Raw genomic sequence first — 15,704 nt, 5'->3', positions numbered from 1 at the left:
GTCCCCCACCAACCTTTCGAGTCCCCACCATGCAGTACGCCGTTCTGATCTACGAAACCGAGCAGGACTTCGCCGACCGTCCCGGCCTGATGCCGGCCTATGCCGCCTACTCCCAGGCCCTGGCCGAGGCCGGCCACATGGCCGGTGGCGAGGCCCTGCAGTCCGCCCACACCGCCACCACCGTGCGCCTGCGCCACGGGGAGCGGCAGGTGCAGGACGGGCCCTTCCCCGACAGCAAGGAGCAGCTGGGCGGCTTCTTCCTGATCGATGTGCCCGACCTCGACGCCGCCCTCACCTGGGCCGCCCGCTGCCCGGCGGCGGAGCGCTGCGCCGTGGAGGTGCGGCCCGTGCTCGCCATGGAAGCCCACTGAGATGGAGGGGCGGCGGGCGGCGGAGCTGGCGGCACGGCAGTCCTTCGGGAAGCTGGTGGCCTGGCTCACCGCCCGCTGCGGCGATGTGGCGGCGGCGGAGGACGCCCTGGGCGATGCCTTCCTCGCCGCCCTGCGGCGCTGGCCCGTCGAGGGTGTGCCCCGGGCCCCCGAAGCCTGGCTGCTGGTGGTGGCCCGCCGGCGTCTGATCGACCGGGCCCGCCGCGACCGGACCCTGGAGCAGCTGCTGCCGGAGCTGGACGCCGTCGCCACGGATCCCGACACCCCTGAACCGCCCATGGAGTTCCCCGACGAGCGGCTGCGGCTGCTGTTCCTCTGCGCCCACCCGGCGATCGATCCGGGGATCCAGGCGCCGCTGATGCTCCAGACCGTCCTGGGGCTCAACGCCTCCCGGATCGCGGCCGCCTTCCTGGTGGCGCCGGCCACCATGGGCCAGCGGCTGGTGCGTGCCAAGGCCAAGATCCGTGAGGCCCGCATTCCGTTCGTGCTGCCGGGTGCCGAAGCGCTGCCCGCCCGCTCGGCAGCGGTACTGCAGGCGATCTATGCGGCCTACACCACCGGCTGGGATGGTCAGGGCGACGACGGTCGCGACCGGGGGCTGACCCAGGAGGCGGTGCTGCTGGCGCGGCTGTGCGCCGCCCTGCTGCCCGAGGAGCCGGAGGCCGGCGGCCTGCTCGCCCTGCTGCTGCACTGCGAGGCGCGCCACGGGGCCCGCCGGGCCGCCGACGGCAGCTACGTGCCGCTGCTGGAGCAGGAGCCGGCCCTGTGGGACGCCGGCCTGATCGCCGAAGCCGAGGCGGTCCTGACCCAGGCCTCCCGGGCGGGGCGGCCCGGGCGCTTCCAGCTGGAGGCGGCGATCCAGTCGCTCCATGCCCACCGCGCCGTCAGCGGCAGGGTCGACTGGCCGGCCCTGCTGGGGCTCTACGACGCCCTGCTGGCCCTGGCCCCGAGTGCGGGGGGGCGGGTGAGCCGGATCGCCGTGCTGGCCGAGTTGGCTGGCCCCGAACGGGCTCTGGCCGAACTGGAGGCTCTGGCGGCCGCCGAGCCGGCCCTGAAGGAGCACCAGCCCTGGTGGGCGCTGCGGGCCCACCTGCTGCAGTGCACCGGCCAGGCCAGCCAGGCCCAGCTGGCCTACCGGCGCGCCATCGCCCTGGCGGACGATCCGGCGGTGCGGGCGTTCCTGGGCCAGCGGGCCAGGGCGGCGTTCCCGGCGCCGCTCCCTGACGATCCCGGTGATCGCCGGCATGCTGGGCGTCCCTGAGGCCTCGGTTTCCAGCCGCCGCCAGCGGATGGTCCGTCGCCGCTGCGCCTGACCCGATGAGCCAGCCCACCACGACCGACTGGCGCTGCGTCCACGTGGAGGGGCACGCCTGCACCATCTGGCAACGGGGCTGCCACGAGCAGGGCAACTACCTGCGGGTCTATGTGCCGGATGCCGCCGCCAGAGCGGAGCAGCCCCTGCGGGCGGTGCTCTACCTGCACGGCTTCGCCCTGTGCATGCCCTCCTTCTACGAGAGCCACCTGCTGGCGCTGGCGGCCGAGGGATACATCGTGTTCTTCCCGGATTTCCAGTGCAGTGACTACCCCTCTCCTGCCCCCGGGAAACCCGTGCCGACCTGGCAGGAGGTGCCCAGGGCGGGCCCCTGGACGAGCAAGGCGTTGCGCGTCGCCGTCCGGCCCCAGGGCGCGGCCGGTCCGGAGGCGCTGGGGGACCTGCGCCGGGTGGTGCTGTCGCTGCTCCTGATCGAGCTGATCCTGGTGGTGATCGGCTGGTTCCGGCGCACCTACGCCAAGAACCTGAGCCACCTGCTCTGGACCGTGGCCAGGAGCCTGACTTCGTCGCCAAAGGACTGGCTGGCCCAGGCCCTGGCCCTGGTGGAGGCGGGCTGGGACGATCTGGCCAGGGAGCCGGCCTACGCCCACTGGCGGCAGGCAAAGCCCATGGTCTACGGCTTCGGCCACTCCCTGGGAGGGCTGCTGAGCCTGAGCCTGCCCTGGGCGCTCCGCGATCAGCCGGCCGCCCGCTTCCGGCCGCGGGTGATCGTGGTGGCCGATCCGGCCGCCGCGTCGGAAATGGGCATCCCCCGCTTCGCCATCGCGTTGCTGAGGCTGTTCGGCGCCCCCTTCACCGCCGATCCCCTGCGGATCCGCCAGACCGGCCCCCAGCTCAGCCAGCCGGTGGCGATCCTGCACGGCGCCGCCGACGGCCTGGTGCCGCCGGACCAGTGGGTGGGCCCGATCGATGGCGGCGGCACCAACTTCTCCGCCATCGCCAGCCCGGCCAAGGCGATCTACTTCTCCTGCTCCGATCCGCACGCCAGCCCGCCGCTGTGCGCCTTCCACAACCAGGCCGTCACCTGCACCCGCTTCTACGACGACGCCCTGTTCGAGTTCTTCGGCGGCGTGAAGCACGGGGCCAACGCCTACAACACCGCCTACATCTGGCCCGGGGCCCTGGCCCTGTTCGGGGAGCAGGTGCAGCCGGCGGACCTGCTGGGGGCCCTGCCGGCGCGACCCTTCGCCATCACGACGGGGGAGCCCCCGCCGCCTGACGGGGCCGGATGCCGTACTGGCGGCGCACCTCCTCCAGGGGCCGGGGGAAGTCGTCCCAGGGATCCCAGTCGCTGATCAGGTCTCGGGTGACACCGAGGCCGTGCTCCAGGCCGCGGAAGATCACCTCCGGATCCGCCTGGCCGGTCTCGGCCGCCGTCACCGGGGTCGAGCCGATGCCCAGCTGGAACTGGGCCAGGCCGAACAGGATCGTGAAGAAGGGGTCGTTGCGGCCGAAGCCGGCCTGGAAGCCGAGCACGCCGCATTCCTCGCTGGGGCTGGTGCCGTAGCCACCGAGCACGTGGCAGCAGTCATGGCGCACCACCGGGGGCGGCGGCCCGCCCAGCTCGCCGGGAACGCTGAAGCCGTTGGCATCGATGAAGGCCAGGTAGGCCCGGCCGAGGCTGCCGTGGGGCAGTTCCGCCAGGGCCCGGTAGCGGCGGGCGAGGGCGGGATCCTCCTGCTTCAGCAGCGAGCGGGCGATCTGCAGGGCTCCGGCGGGGCCCTCATCGCGCACGTAGGCCGCGGCGGCCCCCCGCTGGAACCCCCGCCGCATGATGTCGAGGCGCACCAGGTTGAACTGGTGATCGAGCACGTGGCGGAACGCCTGCACCGGGGCGTCATCGATGGCCAGTGCCCGGGCCGTGGCCTCCAGCCGGGCCAGGCGGGCCTCGCCAGGGGAGTCCTCGAGCAGGGCCAGCACGGTCATGCCGCGAAGGATCCGCTCACGCCACTCGGGCTCCGGCACCGCCGCCGCCAGCTGCTCCGGCGTGAGGGGCTCGAGCTCCTCAAGCGGAATGGGCAGCCGGATCAGGTGGTCGCGGATGGCCGTGATCGTGCGCAGGGCCATGGGGCTGGGCGGTCCGCCCTCGGCGGCGATCGCCAGCAGGCTGCCCAGGCCGGCCCGGCCGATGGCCTCGCGGCGTTCCGGGACCGGTTGCGCGGAGAGGAGGGGGTGCATGGGGTTCAGGCCAGCTCGAAGCGGTCGAGGTCCATGACCTTGCTCCAGGCGGCCACAAAGGCGGCCACGAAGCGCTCAGCGGCGTCGGCGGAGCCGTACACCTCGGCGATCGCCCGCAGCTGGGCGTTGGAGCCGAAGATCAGGTCGACGCGGCTGGCGATCCACTTCAGATCACCGGTGTGGCGGTCGCGGCCCTCGAAGCTGTCCTCCGCCTCGGTGGTCGCCGTCCAGGTGGTGCCCATGTCGAGCAGGTTCACGAAGAAGTCGTTGCTGAGGGTCTCGGGGCGATGGGTGAAGACCCCGTGACGTGACTTGCCGTGGTTGGCATCCAGCACCCGCAGACCGCCCACCAGCGCCGTCATCTCCGGGGCGGTGAGGGTGAGCAGCTGGGCCTTGTCGATGAGCAGCTCCTCGGCGGAGGCCGGCAGGCCCGGCCGCAGGTAGTTGCGGAAGCCGTCGGCCTTCGGTTCGAGCACGGCGAAGGAGGCCACGTCCGTCTGCTGCTGGGAGGCATCCATGCGCCCCGGGGTGAAGGGCACCGTCACCGCCTGGCCTCCACGGCGGGCCGCCTCCTCCACCGCGGCGCAGCCGCCCAGCACGATCAGATCGGCCAGGGAGATGCGCTTGCCGTCGTGGCGGGAGCCGTTGAACTCCTGGCGGATCGCCTCGAAGGCCTCCAGGGCCCGGGCCAGCTTGGCGGGCTGGTTCACCTCCCAGTCCTTCTGGGGGGCCAGCGCCAGCCGGCCGCCGTTGGCGCCGCCGCGCTTGTCGGAGCCGCGGAAGCTGGCGGCCGCGGCCCAGGCGGTGGCCACCAGCTGGGAGACGGGCAGCCCCGTCTCCAGGATCCGCCCCTTGAGGGCGGCGATGTCGTCAGCGTCCACCAGGGGATGGTCGACGGGGGGAATCGGGTCCTGCCAGAGCATCACCTCGTCCGGCACCAGGCTGCCCAGGTAGCGGGAACGGGGCCCCATGTCCCGGTGCACGAGCTTGAACCAGGCGCGGCGGAAGGCCTCCCCCAGCTGGTCGGGGTTGGCATGGAACCGCCGGGAGATCTCCAGGTAGGCCGGATCGACCCGCAGGGACAGGTCGGTGGTGGCCATCATCGGCGCGTGGCGCTTGGACGGGTCGTGGGCATCGGGCACGGTGTCCGCCGCCGCCGGATCGGTGGGCCGCCACTGCCAGGCCCCGGCCGGACTCTTCTCAAGTTCCCACTCGTAGCCGAACAGGTTGTCGAAGTAGCCGCCGTCCCACTGCACGGGGTTGGCGGTCCAGGCGCCCTCCAGACCGCTGGTGATCGTGTCGTCCCCCTTGCCGCTGCCGAAGCGGTTGCGCCAGCCCAGCCCCTGCTCCTCCAGGCTGGCGGCTTCGGGTTCCGGTCCCACCAGGTCGGGATCGCCGGCGCCGTGGCATTTGCCGAAGGTGTGGCCCCCGGCGATCAGGGCCACGGTCTCCTCGTCGTCCATCGCCATGCGGGCGAAGGTCTCCCGGATGTCCCGGGCGGCGGCGAGCGGATCGGGTTCGCCGTTGGGCCCCTCGGGGTTCACGTAGATCAGCCCCATCTGCACGGCACCGAGCGGGTCCTCCAGCTCGCGGTCGCCGCTGTAGCGCTTGTCCCCCAGCCATTCGGTTTCCGGGCCCCAGTCGATGTCGATCTCCGGCTCCCAGACGTCTTCGCGGCCCCCGGCGAAGCCCAGGGTGGGCAGGCCCATCGATTCGATGGCGCAGTTGCCCGCGAGGATGATCAGGTCGGCCCAGGAGAGGGCGCTGCCGTATTTCTGCTTGATGGGCCAGAGCAGGCGCCGTGCCTTGTCGAGGTTGCCGTTGTCGGGCCAGCTGTTGAGGGGCGCGAAGCGCTGGGTGCCGGCTCCGGCGCCGCCGCGGCCGTCGTGGATGCGGTAGGTGCCGGCGCTGTGCCAGGCCATGCGCACGAAGAACGGCCCGTAGTGCCCGTAGTCGGCCGGCCACCAGTCCTGGGAGGTGGTCATCAGCGTGAACAGGTCCTGGCGCAGGGCCTCCAGGTCGATGGTGCGGAACGCCGCGGCGTAGTCGAAGCCGCCGCCCATCGGATCCGACAGGGGCGAATGCTGATGCAGCACCGCCAGGTTCAGCTGCCGCGGCCACCAGTCCCGGTTGGAGCGGGCCCCGGCCGTGCTGCCCCGGAGGGTGCCGTGCAGGAAGGGGCATTTCCCGCCGGTGTCGGCACCGGTCGGCGGAGACAGTCCGTCCATCGGCGGCGGCAGCATTTGTGCCGAATGTAGGCATGGAATTCCGTGGGGTCCGCAGCGGCGGGGGCTCCCGGAAGATCGGGCCACAATGAGATCAGCCCGTGTCCCCCGGTGCCCCCATGACGACCCCCGCCCGTGCCGCCGCCGGACCGACGACCGGGTTTCTGGAGGAATCCCCCGGCAACCGATCCTCCATGCGGTTGATGTGTCTGCTGGCCCTGCTGGCGTCGATCGCCTTCGGGTCGATCACGATGCTGCGCAGCGCCCCGATGGTCAGCCGGGACGCGGCCGGGCAGGACAGCCTCACCTATCCACCCCGGGACGACACCGGGATGATCGTCACCTTCGCCTTCCTGCTCGCCGCCTTCGCCCCCAAGGTGGTGCAGAAGTTCGCCGAGCAGCGTCTCGGGGCCCTGGGGTCCACCGGCCTGCGGGAGCTGGTGCTCGGCGTCGTCCGGTCCGACCTGGCCACCGCCACTGACTCGGCCGCCGCGGGCACCCCTTCTGCCGCTGCCGCGGAGGATCCGCGCCTGGGCCAGCTGCGGGAGGAGCTGGGCCGCCTGCGCGCCGAGCTCGAGCGCAGCCGCACCCCCATCCAGGTGAGCCCGGCCACCCCCGTCGCCCCGCCGGCGCCGGCCCTGACGCCCCTGGAGCGGATCCGCCTGGGGGGAAGCCTCTGATGCCCTACATCACCGCCCGCCAGGATGCGGGGCTCAGCCCCAGCCCCGCCGCCGCCGATGCGGACTCCTATGTGGCTTCCGGCTCCCGCATCGCCGTGGCCTGGGTGCGTCCCGCCCCCGGCACGGACCTGGCGATCGCCCGGCTGGCGGGGCCCTACACCTGCCCCGGCGGCGCCGTGCCGCTGCCGGATGGCGAGCAGCGCTACCTCAATCCCGCCCGTTTCATCATTCCCGGTGAGGCCTGGCTGCCGGCGTCCGGCGGCGGGGCACTGCCCCCGGAGGTGGCCCAGCTCAACCACCACTACGAGGGCTGCCGGCTCCAGGCCTACCCCGATCCCCGCACCGGCGGCGCGCCGATCACGATCGGCTGGGGCAGCACCTTCTACCAGGACGGCTCCCCGATCCGGCTGGGGGATGTGATCACCCAGGAGCAGGCCGACGCGCTCTACGAGCACAACTGCCGCGAGCGCTTCTGGCAGGTGCTCGAGGCCACGATCCCCTTCTGGGCGGAGATGGGGGATCGCCAGCGGGCCGCCCTCTGCAGCTTCGCCTACAACAACGGCGCCCATTTCCACGGGGATGGGTACCACGACACCCTGGATCGCCACCTGCGGGAGCGCCGCTGGCCGGCCGTTCCCGCGGCCCTGATGCTCTACCGCAATCCCGGCGAGACGGTGGAGGTGGGGCTGGGCCGCCGCCGCCGGGCCGAGGGGCTGGTGTGGGGCGGCATGGAGCCCGCGGTGGCCTGCGCCCAGGCGGAGCGGGAGATCCGCACCCCGGCCGACTGCGAAGCCTGGGAGCAGCGGCTGAAGCAGGAGGCCGCCGGCGCGGCCCCATCGGCGAGGGTCCTCACGGTTCCGCCCGCCGCCTCCGCCGCGCCCGCGCCCGCTCCTGATCGTCCCGCCGACCTCCCCGGGCTGGTGGGTCCCCGGAAGACCCCCCGGGACTTCGGCTTCAGCGGATCCGACAGCCACGTGGTGGTCAACGACGCCAGCGAGACGGCCCGGGCCTACGACGTGGAGGGCCGGCTGCTCTGGGAGATCCCGGCGCTGGCGCGCGGCCAGGGCCGGGAGGACCAGTACCGGGACACCTCCACCGACACCCCCCCGGGGATCTACCGCATCGCCAAGAAGGTCTACCGGGACTACGAGCAGGATCCCAGCCCCACCTACTCAGAGGATCGCCGCAGCTATGGCTGGTACAGCTTCGATCTGGAGGATCTGGAGATGCAGGAGCGGCGTTTCGGCCGGGCCGGGATCATGGTGCACGGCGGCGGCAGCGCCTGCGGCTGGCCCGGGGCCTGGGCGCCGCGCCAGCCCCTCCACGCCACCCTGGGCTGCGTGCGGCTGCACAACGAGGATCTGCGCGACAAGCTGCTGCCGCTGGTGGAGCAGGGAACCGTCTACGTGTCGGTGTACCAGGAGGCCTGAACCGGGCACCCCCCCTACCCTGACGGCAACGCCATGGCTCCGGCATGCCCACCTCCTTCGCCCTGATGCTCCTGGCGCTCCTCGACACGACGCCGAGGCTCGCGGAGGCCCAGCCCCAGGGTGGGGAGCTCAGCCCGCGGGAGGAGTTCATGGTGATGGTGGGGGTGGGCTCCGGCTACATGAGCGCCCTCTGCAACCTGGAGAAGGACGGGTTCATCTCGACCGCCACCCGCGCCAAGCTGGCCCAGGAACAGCTCGACGTCATCGGCGGCGATCCCTCCACCAAGGACGATCTGGAGGGGGTTCTGGCCGGCATGAAGGGCGTCGAGGAGGACAAATCGCTGTGCCCCAGCCAGGTGCTGCCGCCCCGCCGCAAATGAGCCGCCACGGGGGACGCTGATGGAGCCGCGCCAGGGCCTGGCCGTGGTGCTGCCGGGCCTGGCACGGCTGCTGGGCTACGAGCGCAGCTGGCTGCGGCCGGATCTGCTGGCGGGCGTGACCGTGGCGGCGTACCTGGTGCCCCAGTGCATGGCCTACGCCGAGGTGGCCGGTCTGGCGCCGGTGGCGGGGCTGTGGGCGATCCTGCCGCCCCTGCTGCTCTATGCCCTGCTGGGTTCGTCCCCCCAGCTGTCGGTGGGGCCGGAATCCACCACCGCCGTGATGACGGCCGCGGCGGTCGGGCCGCTGGTGGCGGGGGATCCGCTGGCCTACGCGGGCTTCTGCAGCCTGCTGGCCCTGCTGGTGGGGCTGGTCTGCTGCGCCGGCGCCTGGGCCCGACTCGGTTTCCTGGCCGACCTGCTCTCGAAGCCGATCCTGGTGGGCTACCTGGGGGGCGTGGCCCTGATCATGATCGGCGGCCAGCTGGGGCGGATCAGTGGCCTGAAGCTGCAGGCCGATGCGCTCCCCGGCCAGCTGGTGGAGCTGCTGGGCCGGCTGGGGGAGATCCACCGGCCCACCCTGCTGCTGGCCCTGGGGGTGCTGGTGTTCCTGCTGCTGGTGCAGCGGCGCTTCCCCCGGGCCCCGGGCCCCCTGCTGGCGGTGCTGCTGGCAATGGCGGTGGTGGCGGCGGCCCACCTGGACCAGCAGGGGGTGGCGGTGATCGGTGCCATCCCGGCCGGGCTGCCCCACCCCTCCCTGCCGCCACCGGTGTCGGGCGGCCAGCTCCGCTCCCTGCTGACCGCCGCGGTGGGCATCGCCCTGGTGGGCTACTCCGACAACGTGCTCACGGCCCGGGCCTTCGCCGCCCGGGGCGGCTACCGCATCGACGCCAACCAGGAACTGCTGGCCCTGGGCACCATCAACCTGGGCAACGGGCTGATGCAGGGTTTTCCGGTGAGCAGCAGCGGCAGCCGCACCGCCATCGGCGATTCCCTCGGCAGCCGCTCCCAGCTGTTCTCCCTGGTGGCCCTGGCCATGGTGCTGGCGGTGCTGCTGTGGCTGCGTCCGGTGCTGGCCCTGTTCCCCACGGCGGCCCTGGGGGCGATCGTCATCTATGCCGCCCTGCGCCTGATCGACATCCCCGAGTTCCTGCGGCTGCAGCGCTTCCGCCCCAGTGAATTCCGCCTCGCCCTGATCACCCTGCTGGGGGTGCTGCTGACCGACCTGCTCACCGGTGTGGCCCTGGCGGTGGGGCTGTCGGTGATCGATCTGTTCGCCCGCCTGGTGCGCCCCCACGACGCCGTGATGGGGATCGTGCCCCGGCTGGCCGGCCTGCACGACGTGCGCGACTGGGAGGGGGCGCGCACCATCCCTGGCCTGGTGCTGTTCCGTTTCGATGCCCCGCTGTGCTTCGCCAATGCCGAGCACTTCCGCCAGCGGGTGCTGGCGACGATCGCCGCCGAGTCCCAGCCGGTGGCCTGGTTCGTGCTCAATGCCGAGGCGATCGTGGAGATCGACATCACCGCGGCCGACGTGCTCGAGGAGCTGCAGCGGGAGCTGACCGCCCGGGGCATCACCTTCGGCCTGGCGCGGGTGAAGCAGGACCTCTACGGCCAGCTGGAGCGGGCCGGCCTGGTGGAGCGGATCGGGCCGCGCCTGTTCTTCCCCACCCTGCCCACGGCGATCGCCGCCTTCCAGGCCCGGACGACCGGCGCGCCGCTGCCGGGCCCATGAACGCCGCTCCCGAGCGCCATCTGCTGGTCCTGGCGGGGGGCGGCCACAGCCACGTGCTGGTGCTGCGGCGCTGGCTGATGCGCCCCCACACCCGGCCGCCGCGCACCCGCATCACCCTGGTGAGTCGCCACGGCACGGCCCTCTATTCGGGCCTGCTGCCCGCCGTGGTGGCGGCTCTGGAGCCCCCGGAGGCGGCCGCCATCGACCTGCGCCGCCTCTGCACCCTGGCGGGCGTGACCTTTGTGCAGGCGGAGATCACCGGGCTGGACCCGAAGGCCCGGGAGCTGCAGCTGGCGGGCCGTCCGCCCCTGCGCTTCGACCGGCTCAGCCTTGATCTGGGCGCCGTGACCGCCACCCCGGGGGAGGCGATGGCCGTCAAGCCGCTGGAGCCTTTCCTGGCCTGGGCGGAGCGGCGCCGTGCCGGCGAGCCCCTGGTGATCCGCGGGGGCGGGGCCGCCGCCGTGGAGCTGGCCCTGGCCTTCCGGGCCCGGGGGATGGCCTGCCAGCTGCTGCTCCAGGGGGAGTCGTTGCATCTGGGCTCGGCCGCGGCGAACCGGGCCGGTGAACGGCTGCTGTCCCAGGCGGCCATCCCGATCCAGCGGCGGGCGCCAGCAGAGGCCCCGGCCGATCTGGCCTGCACCGGCAGCCGCGCCCCCGCCTGGCTGGCGGCCGCCGGCCTGCCGGTGGACCCCGGCAGCGGCCGGGTGCTGACCCACCCCACCCTGGCGGTGATCGGCCATCCGGAGCTGTTCGCCAGCGGCGACTGCGGCCTGATCGCCGCCGATCCCCGGCCCCCCTCGGGGGTGTGGGCGGTGCGCTCGGCGACGGTGCTGGCGGAGAACCTGCGCCGCAGCCTGGCCGAACCCGCCCGGCCGCTGCGGCCCTGGCGGCCCCAGGCGCGGGCCCTGCAATTGCTGGGCGACGGCGGCTGGCACCCTGCTGGCCCCCGGGCCCTGGCGTTCTACGGCCCCGTGGCCCTGGGGCCATCGGCGTCGATCTGGCGCTGGAAGCAGCGCATCGATCGGGCCTTCATGGCCCGCTTCGCCGCGCTCCAGCCCATGGCCGCGGCTGCCATGGCCTGCCGCGGCTGCGCCGCCAAGCTGGGGGCCGCCCCCCTGGCGGCCGCCCTGGCCCGGCTCGACCCCGACGGACCACCGCGGCCGGTGGAGGACGCGGCCGTGGTAGGCAGCGGCGCCGACGGCGAGCTGCTGCTGCAGAGCGTCGACGGCTTCCCCGCCCTGGTGGACGACCCCTGGCTGAACGGGCGGCTCACCACCCTGCATGCCTGCAGCGACCTCTGGGCCAGCGGCGCCGCCGTGGACAGCGTGCAGGCCCTGGTGACGGTGCCGGAGGCGGCGGCGTCTGTGCAGGAGGAGCTGTTGCTGCAGACCCTGGCCGGGGTGCGCTCGGTGCTCGATCCCCTCGGCGCCGCCCTGGTGGGTGGCCACACCCTGGAGGGCCGCGACGGAGCCGGGCTGGCCCTGGCCCTGACCGTCAACGGCACGGTGGCGCTGGCGGCCCACTGGGGCAAGGGGCCGCTGCGGCCCGGCGAGGTCCTGCTGCTCAGCCGGCCCCTGGGCAGCGGCGTGCTGTTCGCCGCCGCCATGGCCGGTGCCGCCGCACCCGCCTGCATGGAGGCGTTGCTGGAGGGGATGCAGGGCAGCCAGGCGCCCCTGGTGCCGCTGCTGGCCGCCCACGGTTGCCGCGCCTGCACCGACATCACCGGCTTCGGCCTGCTGGGCCACCTCAGCGAGATGCTCGACGCCTCCGGCGCGGGGGTGGCGGTGGAGCTGGAAGCCGCCGCCATTTCCGCCTATCCCGGTGCTCTGGAGTTGCTGGAGCGGGGCTTCGCCAGCACCCTGGCCCCCGCCAACGCCGCTGCCCTGGCCCTGCTGGAGGGGCCTGTGCGGCTCGCGGCCTCGGCGGCCCTGGCGGGGCTGCTGATCGACCCCCAGACCTGCGGACCGCTGCTGGCGGCCCTGCCGGCGGCGGAGGCGCCCGCGGCTCTGGTGGCCCTGCGCGGCGCCGGCTTCGGGGCGGCGGCGGTGATCGGGCGGGTGGTCAGCCGGCAGGCGGCTGATGCAGCGTCACCAGCCCCCGGCTGATCAGCTCCCCGGCCGCCTCCGGCGCCGCCAGACCGCCCAGATCCACCGCCGAACAGGCATGGCCGTCCAGGTCGTGGTCGTAGCAGCGGTCGTAGTAATCGAGCATCTGCCGGCAGGCGGTGGCCCAGTCGCCCTGCTCGATCGCCTCCAGGGCCAGGGCGGTGCGCTGGGGCCCCAGCCGTTTGGCGATGCGCCGGGTGGCCTCCGCCAGGGCGAGGGGATCCTGGGCGCCGTAGATGTCCACCAGGTGGGCCACTCGCTCCTCCATGGGTCGCTCCACCGCCAGCACCGTGGCGGCCTTCATCTGGTGCCACAGGCCGGCGGGAATGCGGCAGCGGCCCACCATGGCGCTCTCGGCCTCCAGCCAGACCTGATCCGCCCCGGCCAGGGGGGCCAGGGCGGCGGCCAGTCGGTTCTCGTAGTGCTCGCTGCTGGGCTGCTCCGGCAGCCCGAGCCCGCCGAAGCTGCTGCCGCGGTGGTGGGCCAGCCCCTCGAGATCCACCACCGCCACCCCCCGCTCCCGCAGGGCCAGCAGCAGTTCGGTCTTGCCGCTGCCGGTGCGGCCCCCCAGCAGCCGCACGGGCCAGGGCCGCTCGAACAGCTCCAGCACCCAGCGCCGGTAGCTCTTGTAGCCCCCCTCCAGCAGCAGCACCGGCAGCTCCAGCTGCTGGGCCAGCCAGGCGACGCTGCCCGAACGCATGCCGCCGCGCCAGCAGTGCAGCCGCAGGGGCGCCCCGCCCGAGCGTTCGCTCCAGGCCACCAGTTCGGCGGCCAGGGCCTCCATCCGCGGCCCCACCAGGGCCAGACCCCGCTGCACGGCGGCCTGGCGGCCCTGCTGCTTGTAGAGGGTGCCCACCTCGGCCCGTTCCGCATCGCTGAACAGGGGCAGATTGGCGGCCCCGGGGATGTGGCCCTGGCGGAATTCGGCCGGGGTGCGCACGTCGAGCAGCGCGCCACCCCCCGCCAGGAACGCATCGATGGGAAGGCAGGGCGCCATGGGGCTCGCGGCTGGGACGGGGGCGCCTGGCGATGACGAAGGCCGCGGGCCGGCACCCACCTGATGGCCATAGTGGAGCAACGGTCTACCCCCTGCCTGAGCCCGATGCTTCTCCGGATCCGCGCCACCGCCAGCGCCGCCCTGATGGGGGTGTCGCTGGCGCTGCTGCCCCTGGTGGCCCCCGCCGCTGCCCCGCTTCCCGGGCTGCTGGCTCCGGCGGCGGCCCAGCAGAGCCAGAAGGTGCTGCGCATCGGCGCCATCCCCGACCAGAAGCCCGAGACACTCAACCGGCTCTACCCACTGGTGGCCAATGAACTCAGCCGTCAGCTGGGGGTGAAGGTGGTCTACGTGCCGGTGGTCGACTACGCCGCCGCCGTCAGTGCCTTCCGCACCGGTGGCCTGGATCTGGTCTGGTTCGGCAGTCTCACGGGGGTGCAGGCACGCCTGCAGAAGCCCGGCGCCCTGGTGATCGCCCAGCGCGACATTGACGCGTCGTTCCAGAGCGTCTTCATTGCCAACACCAGCAGCGGCCTCAAGCCGATCAGCAACGTCAAGGGGCTGGCGGAGCTGAAGGGCAAGCGCTTCACCTTCGGCTCGGAGAGCTCCACCTCCGGCCGCCTGATGCCCCAGTTCTATCTGAGTCAGGCCGGGGTCAAGCTGAGCGACTTCGCCGGTGGTGCCCCCGGCTTCAGCAGCAGCCATGACGCCACGATCGCCCTTGTGCAGAGCGGCGCCTACCAGGCCGGCGCCGTCAGCGAAGAGGTCTGGCGCAGCAGCCTCAGCGAGGGCAAGGTCAACCGCGCCAAGGTGATTCCGATCTGGAAGACCCCCGGCTATCCCAACTACCACTGGATTGCCCAGCCCGATCTCGACAAGCGCTTCGGCAAGGGCTTCACGGCCCGGATGAGGACGGCGATCCTGAGCTGGCGCGCCACCAATCCCAGGCAGAAGGAAGTGCTGGCGTTGTTCGGCGCCCAGCGGTTCATCCCCGCCAATGCGGCGGCCTACGGCAACATCGAGAAGGTGGGCCGCCAGATCGGCAAGATCCGCTGATTCCCCCCGGCCGCTGGCACCGCCGCAGCACCGGGGCCGCCGGCCTGGCCCTGGGCCTGGCCGCCCTGCTGGGGGCGCCTGGGCCCGCGGCCGCCAGCGCCTGTGTGCCCGCGGGGGCCTGGGTGGAGCCCAGCGCCGCCGGTCCCCGGACCGTGGCGGCGGGCGAGCTGCTGGATCGCCTGGCCCGGCGTCCGGCGGTGCTGCTGGGGGAGCGCCACGACAGCGCCGCCCACCACCGCTGGCAGCTGGCCACGCTCCAGGCGCTGCAGGAGCGCAGCCCCGGCCTCAGCCTCGGCCTGGAGATGGTGCCGCGCCGGCTGCAGCCGGTGCTCGACCGCTGGGTGGCCGGGGCCCTGGAGGAGCGCGCCTTCCTCGACGCCCTCGACTGGCCGGCCATCTGGGGCTACGACGCCGACCTCTACCTGCCGATCCTGCGCTTCGCCCGCGACCGGCGCGTGCCGCTGCTGGCCCTGAACGTGGAGCGCCGGCTGGTGCGGCGGGTGCGGGCCGAGGGCTTCGCGGCGGTGCCCGTCAGCGAGCGGGAGGGGGTGGGACGCCCGGCGCCGGCCAGCGCCGCCTACCGGGCCCAGTTGCACCGGCTCTGGCGGCACCATCCCTTCGTGCCCAGCGACGGCAAGGGGCTGCCGGGGCTGGAGGACCCCTCCTTCGGCCGCTTCGTGGAGAGCCAGCTGCTGTGGGACCGGGCCATGGCCGAGGCCATCGCCGAGCAGCGCCGCCGGCGCCCCGGGGCCCCGGTGGTGGCCCTGATCGGCAACGGCCACCTGGCCGGCGGCCACGGCGTGCCCCATCAGCTGCGGGCCCTGGGCCTGGCGGAGGCGGCCTGGCTGCTGCCCTGGGAGGACAACCTCGACTGCGCGGCGCTGCAGCCGGCTCTGGCGACGGCGGTGTACGGGGTGGTGACGCCACCGCCGGCGGGCCTGCGGCTGGGGGTCTACCTGGAAACCCACGCCGGCCGGGTGGAGATCCGCCAGGTGGCCCCCGGCTCGCTGGCGGAGCGCTCCGGCCTGCGGGTCGGCGATGGGATCACGGCGATCGACGGCCAGCCGGTGAGCAGCGCCCGCCAGGTGATCGAGCGGGTGGCCGCTCACCCGGCGGGCCGGCCCCTGGGCCTCACTCTGCGGCGGGATGGCCGACTCCTGCCGCTGCAGCTGGCCCTGCCCCTGGCGCCGGGCCCCTGAGAG

The 15,704-nt window shown here is 73.6% G+C and carries 13 protein-coding genes; 10 read left to right on the top strand and 3 right to left on the bottom strand.

The genetic code is table 11. From position 1 onward, the window contains the following. Nucleotides 1-29: 29 nt before the first annotated feature. Genes KUG39_RS02660 through KUG39_RS02650 form a run of 3 tightly spaced genes read left to right on the top strand, consistent with a single transcriptional unit; the run spans nucleotide 30 to nucleotide 3,017 of the window. The gene (locus KUG39_RS02660) at nucleotides 30-371 is read left to right on the top strand and encodes a YciI family protein (protein ID WP_216912592.1); all 342 of its coding nucleotides are present in this window, start codon (nucleotides 30-32) and stop codon (nucleotides 369-371) included. 1 nt (nucleotide 372) lies between these two features. Next, nucleotides 373-1,650, top strand: a complete 1,278-nt coding sequence (locus tag KUG39_RS02655) for an RNA polymerase sigma factor (RefSeq protein WP_286192859.1) — start codon at nucleotides 373-375, stop codon at nucleotides 1,648-1,650. Nucleotides 1,651-1,706: 56 nt separating this feature from the next. Next, entirely contained in the window at nucleotides 1,707-3,017 is a 1,311-nt protein-coding gene (locus KUG39_RS02650) for a hypothetical protein (protein ID WP_216912590.1), read from the top strand. Here KUG39_RS02650 and KUG39_RS02645 read toward each other — a convergent pair. Together KUG39_RS02645 and katG are read right to left on the bottom strand one after the other, a co-directional pair. Further along, a complete protein-coding gene (locus KUG39_RS02645) occupies nucleotides 2,914-3,900 on the bottom strand; it encodes a hypothetical protein (protein WP_216912588.1) in 987 nt (328 codons plus the stop codon). The two genes, KUG39_RS02650 and KUG39_RS02645, sit on opposite strands and share 104 nt — an antisense overlap. A 5-nt stretch (nucleotides 3,901-3,905) precedes the next feature. Next, nucleotides 3,906-6,128, bottom strand: coding sequence for a catalase/peroxidase HPI (katG, locus tag KUG39_RS02640; RefSeq protein ID WP_216912586.1), 2,223 nt, complete (start codon nucleotides 6,126-6,128; stop codon nucleotides 3,906-3,908). A gap of 116 nt (nucleotides 6,129-6,244) precedes the next feature. Here katG and KUG39_RS02635 point away from each other — a divergent pair, with 116 nt between their 5' ends. From KUG39_RS02635 to selD, 5 genes are read left to right on the top strand one after another with little or no spacing between them, the layout of a single operon-like run. Continuing rightward, nucleotides 6,245-6,805, top strand: a complete 561-nt coding sequence (locus KUG39_RS02635) for a hypothetical protein (RefSeq protein ID WP_216912584.1) — start codon at nucleotides 6,245-6,247, stop codon at nucleotides 6,803-6,805. After that, nucleotides 6,805-8,235, top strand: a complete 1,431-nt coding sequence (locus KUG39_RS02630; protein WP_216912582.1) for a glycoside hydrolase family protein — start codon at nucleotides 6,805-6,807, stop codon at nucleotides 8,233-8,235. Before KUG39_RS02635 ends, KUG39_RS02630 begins: the two co-directional genes overlap by 1 nt. A gap of 44 nt (nucleotides 8,236-8,279) precedes the next feature. Beyond that, a complete protein-coding gene (locus tag KUG39_RS02625) occupies nucleotides 8,280-8,615 on the top strand; it encodes a hypothetical protein (RefSeq protein ID WP_216912580.1) in 336 nt (111 codons plus the stop codon). Nucleotides 8,616-8,634: 19 nt separating this feature from the next. Beyond that, nucleotides 8,635-10,347 carry a sulfate permease gene (gene sulP, locus KUG39_RS02620; RefSeq protein WP_216912578.1) on the top strand — a complete coding sequence of 571 codons (1,713 nt, stop codon included), beginning with the start codon at nucleotides 8,635-8,637 and terminating at the stop codon, nucleotides 10,345-10,347. After that, a complete protein-coding gene (gene selD / locus KUG39_RS02615) occupies nucleotides 10,344-12,452 on the top strand; it encodes a selenide, water dikinase SelD (RefSeq protein ID WP_216912576.1) in 2,109 nt (702 codons plus the stop codon). The genes sulP and selD overlap by 4 nt, the downstream gene beginning before the upstream one ends. Here the strand turns inward: selD and mnmH are convergent. Then, nucleotides 12,409-13,449: a tRNA 2-selenouridine(34) synthase MnmH gene (gene mnmH, locus KUG39_RS02610; protein WP_216912574.1), complete on the bottom strand. Its 1,041-nt coding sequence runs from the start codon at nucleotides 13,447-13,449 to the stop codon at nucleotides 12,409-12,411. The genes selD and mnmH overlap by 44 nt on opposite strands. Nucleotides 13,450-13,554: 105 nt before the next feature. Between mnmH and KUG39_RS02605 the strand changes: the two genes are divergently transcribed. Both KUG39_RS02605 and KUG39_RS02600 read left to right on the top strand, forming a co-directional pair. Further along, the gene (locus KUG39_RS02605) at nucleotides 13,555-14,502 is read left to right on the top strand and encodes a putative selenate ABC transporter substrate-binding protein (protein WP_216912572.1); all 948 of its coding nucleotides are present in this window, start codon (nucleotides 13,555-13,557) and stop codon (nucleotides 14,500-14,502) included. A gap of 122 nt (nucleotides 14,503-14,624) precedes the next feature. Next, nucleotides 14,625-15,701: a ChaN family lipoprotein gene (locus KUG39_RS02600; RefSeq protein ID WP_216918196.1), complete on the top strand. Its 1,077-nt coding sequence runs from the start codon at nucleotides 14,625-14,627 to the stop codon at nucleotides 15,699-15,701. Nucleotides 15,702-15,704: the final 3 nt, after the last annotated feature.

The sequence above is a fragment of the Synechococcus sp. CCAP 1479/10 genome, assembly GCF_019038515.1.
Classification (GTDB): domain Bacteria; phylum Cyanobacteriota; class Cyanobacteriia; order PCC-6307; family Cyanobiaceae; genus Cyanobium.
This window is presented reverse-complemented; position numbering and strand designations above follow the sequence as displayed.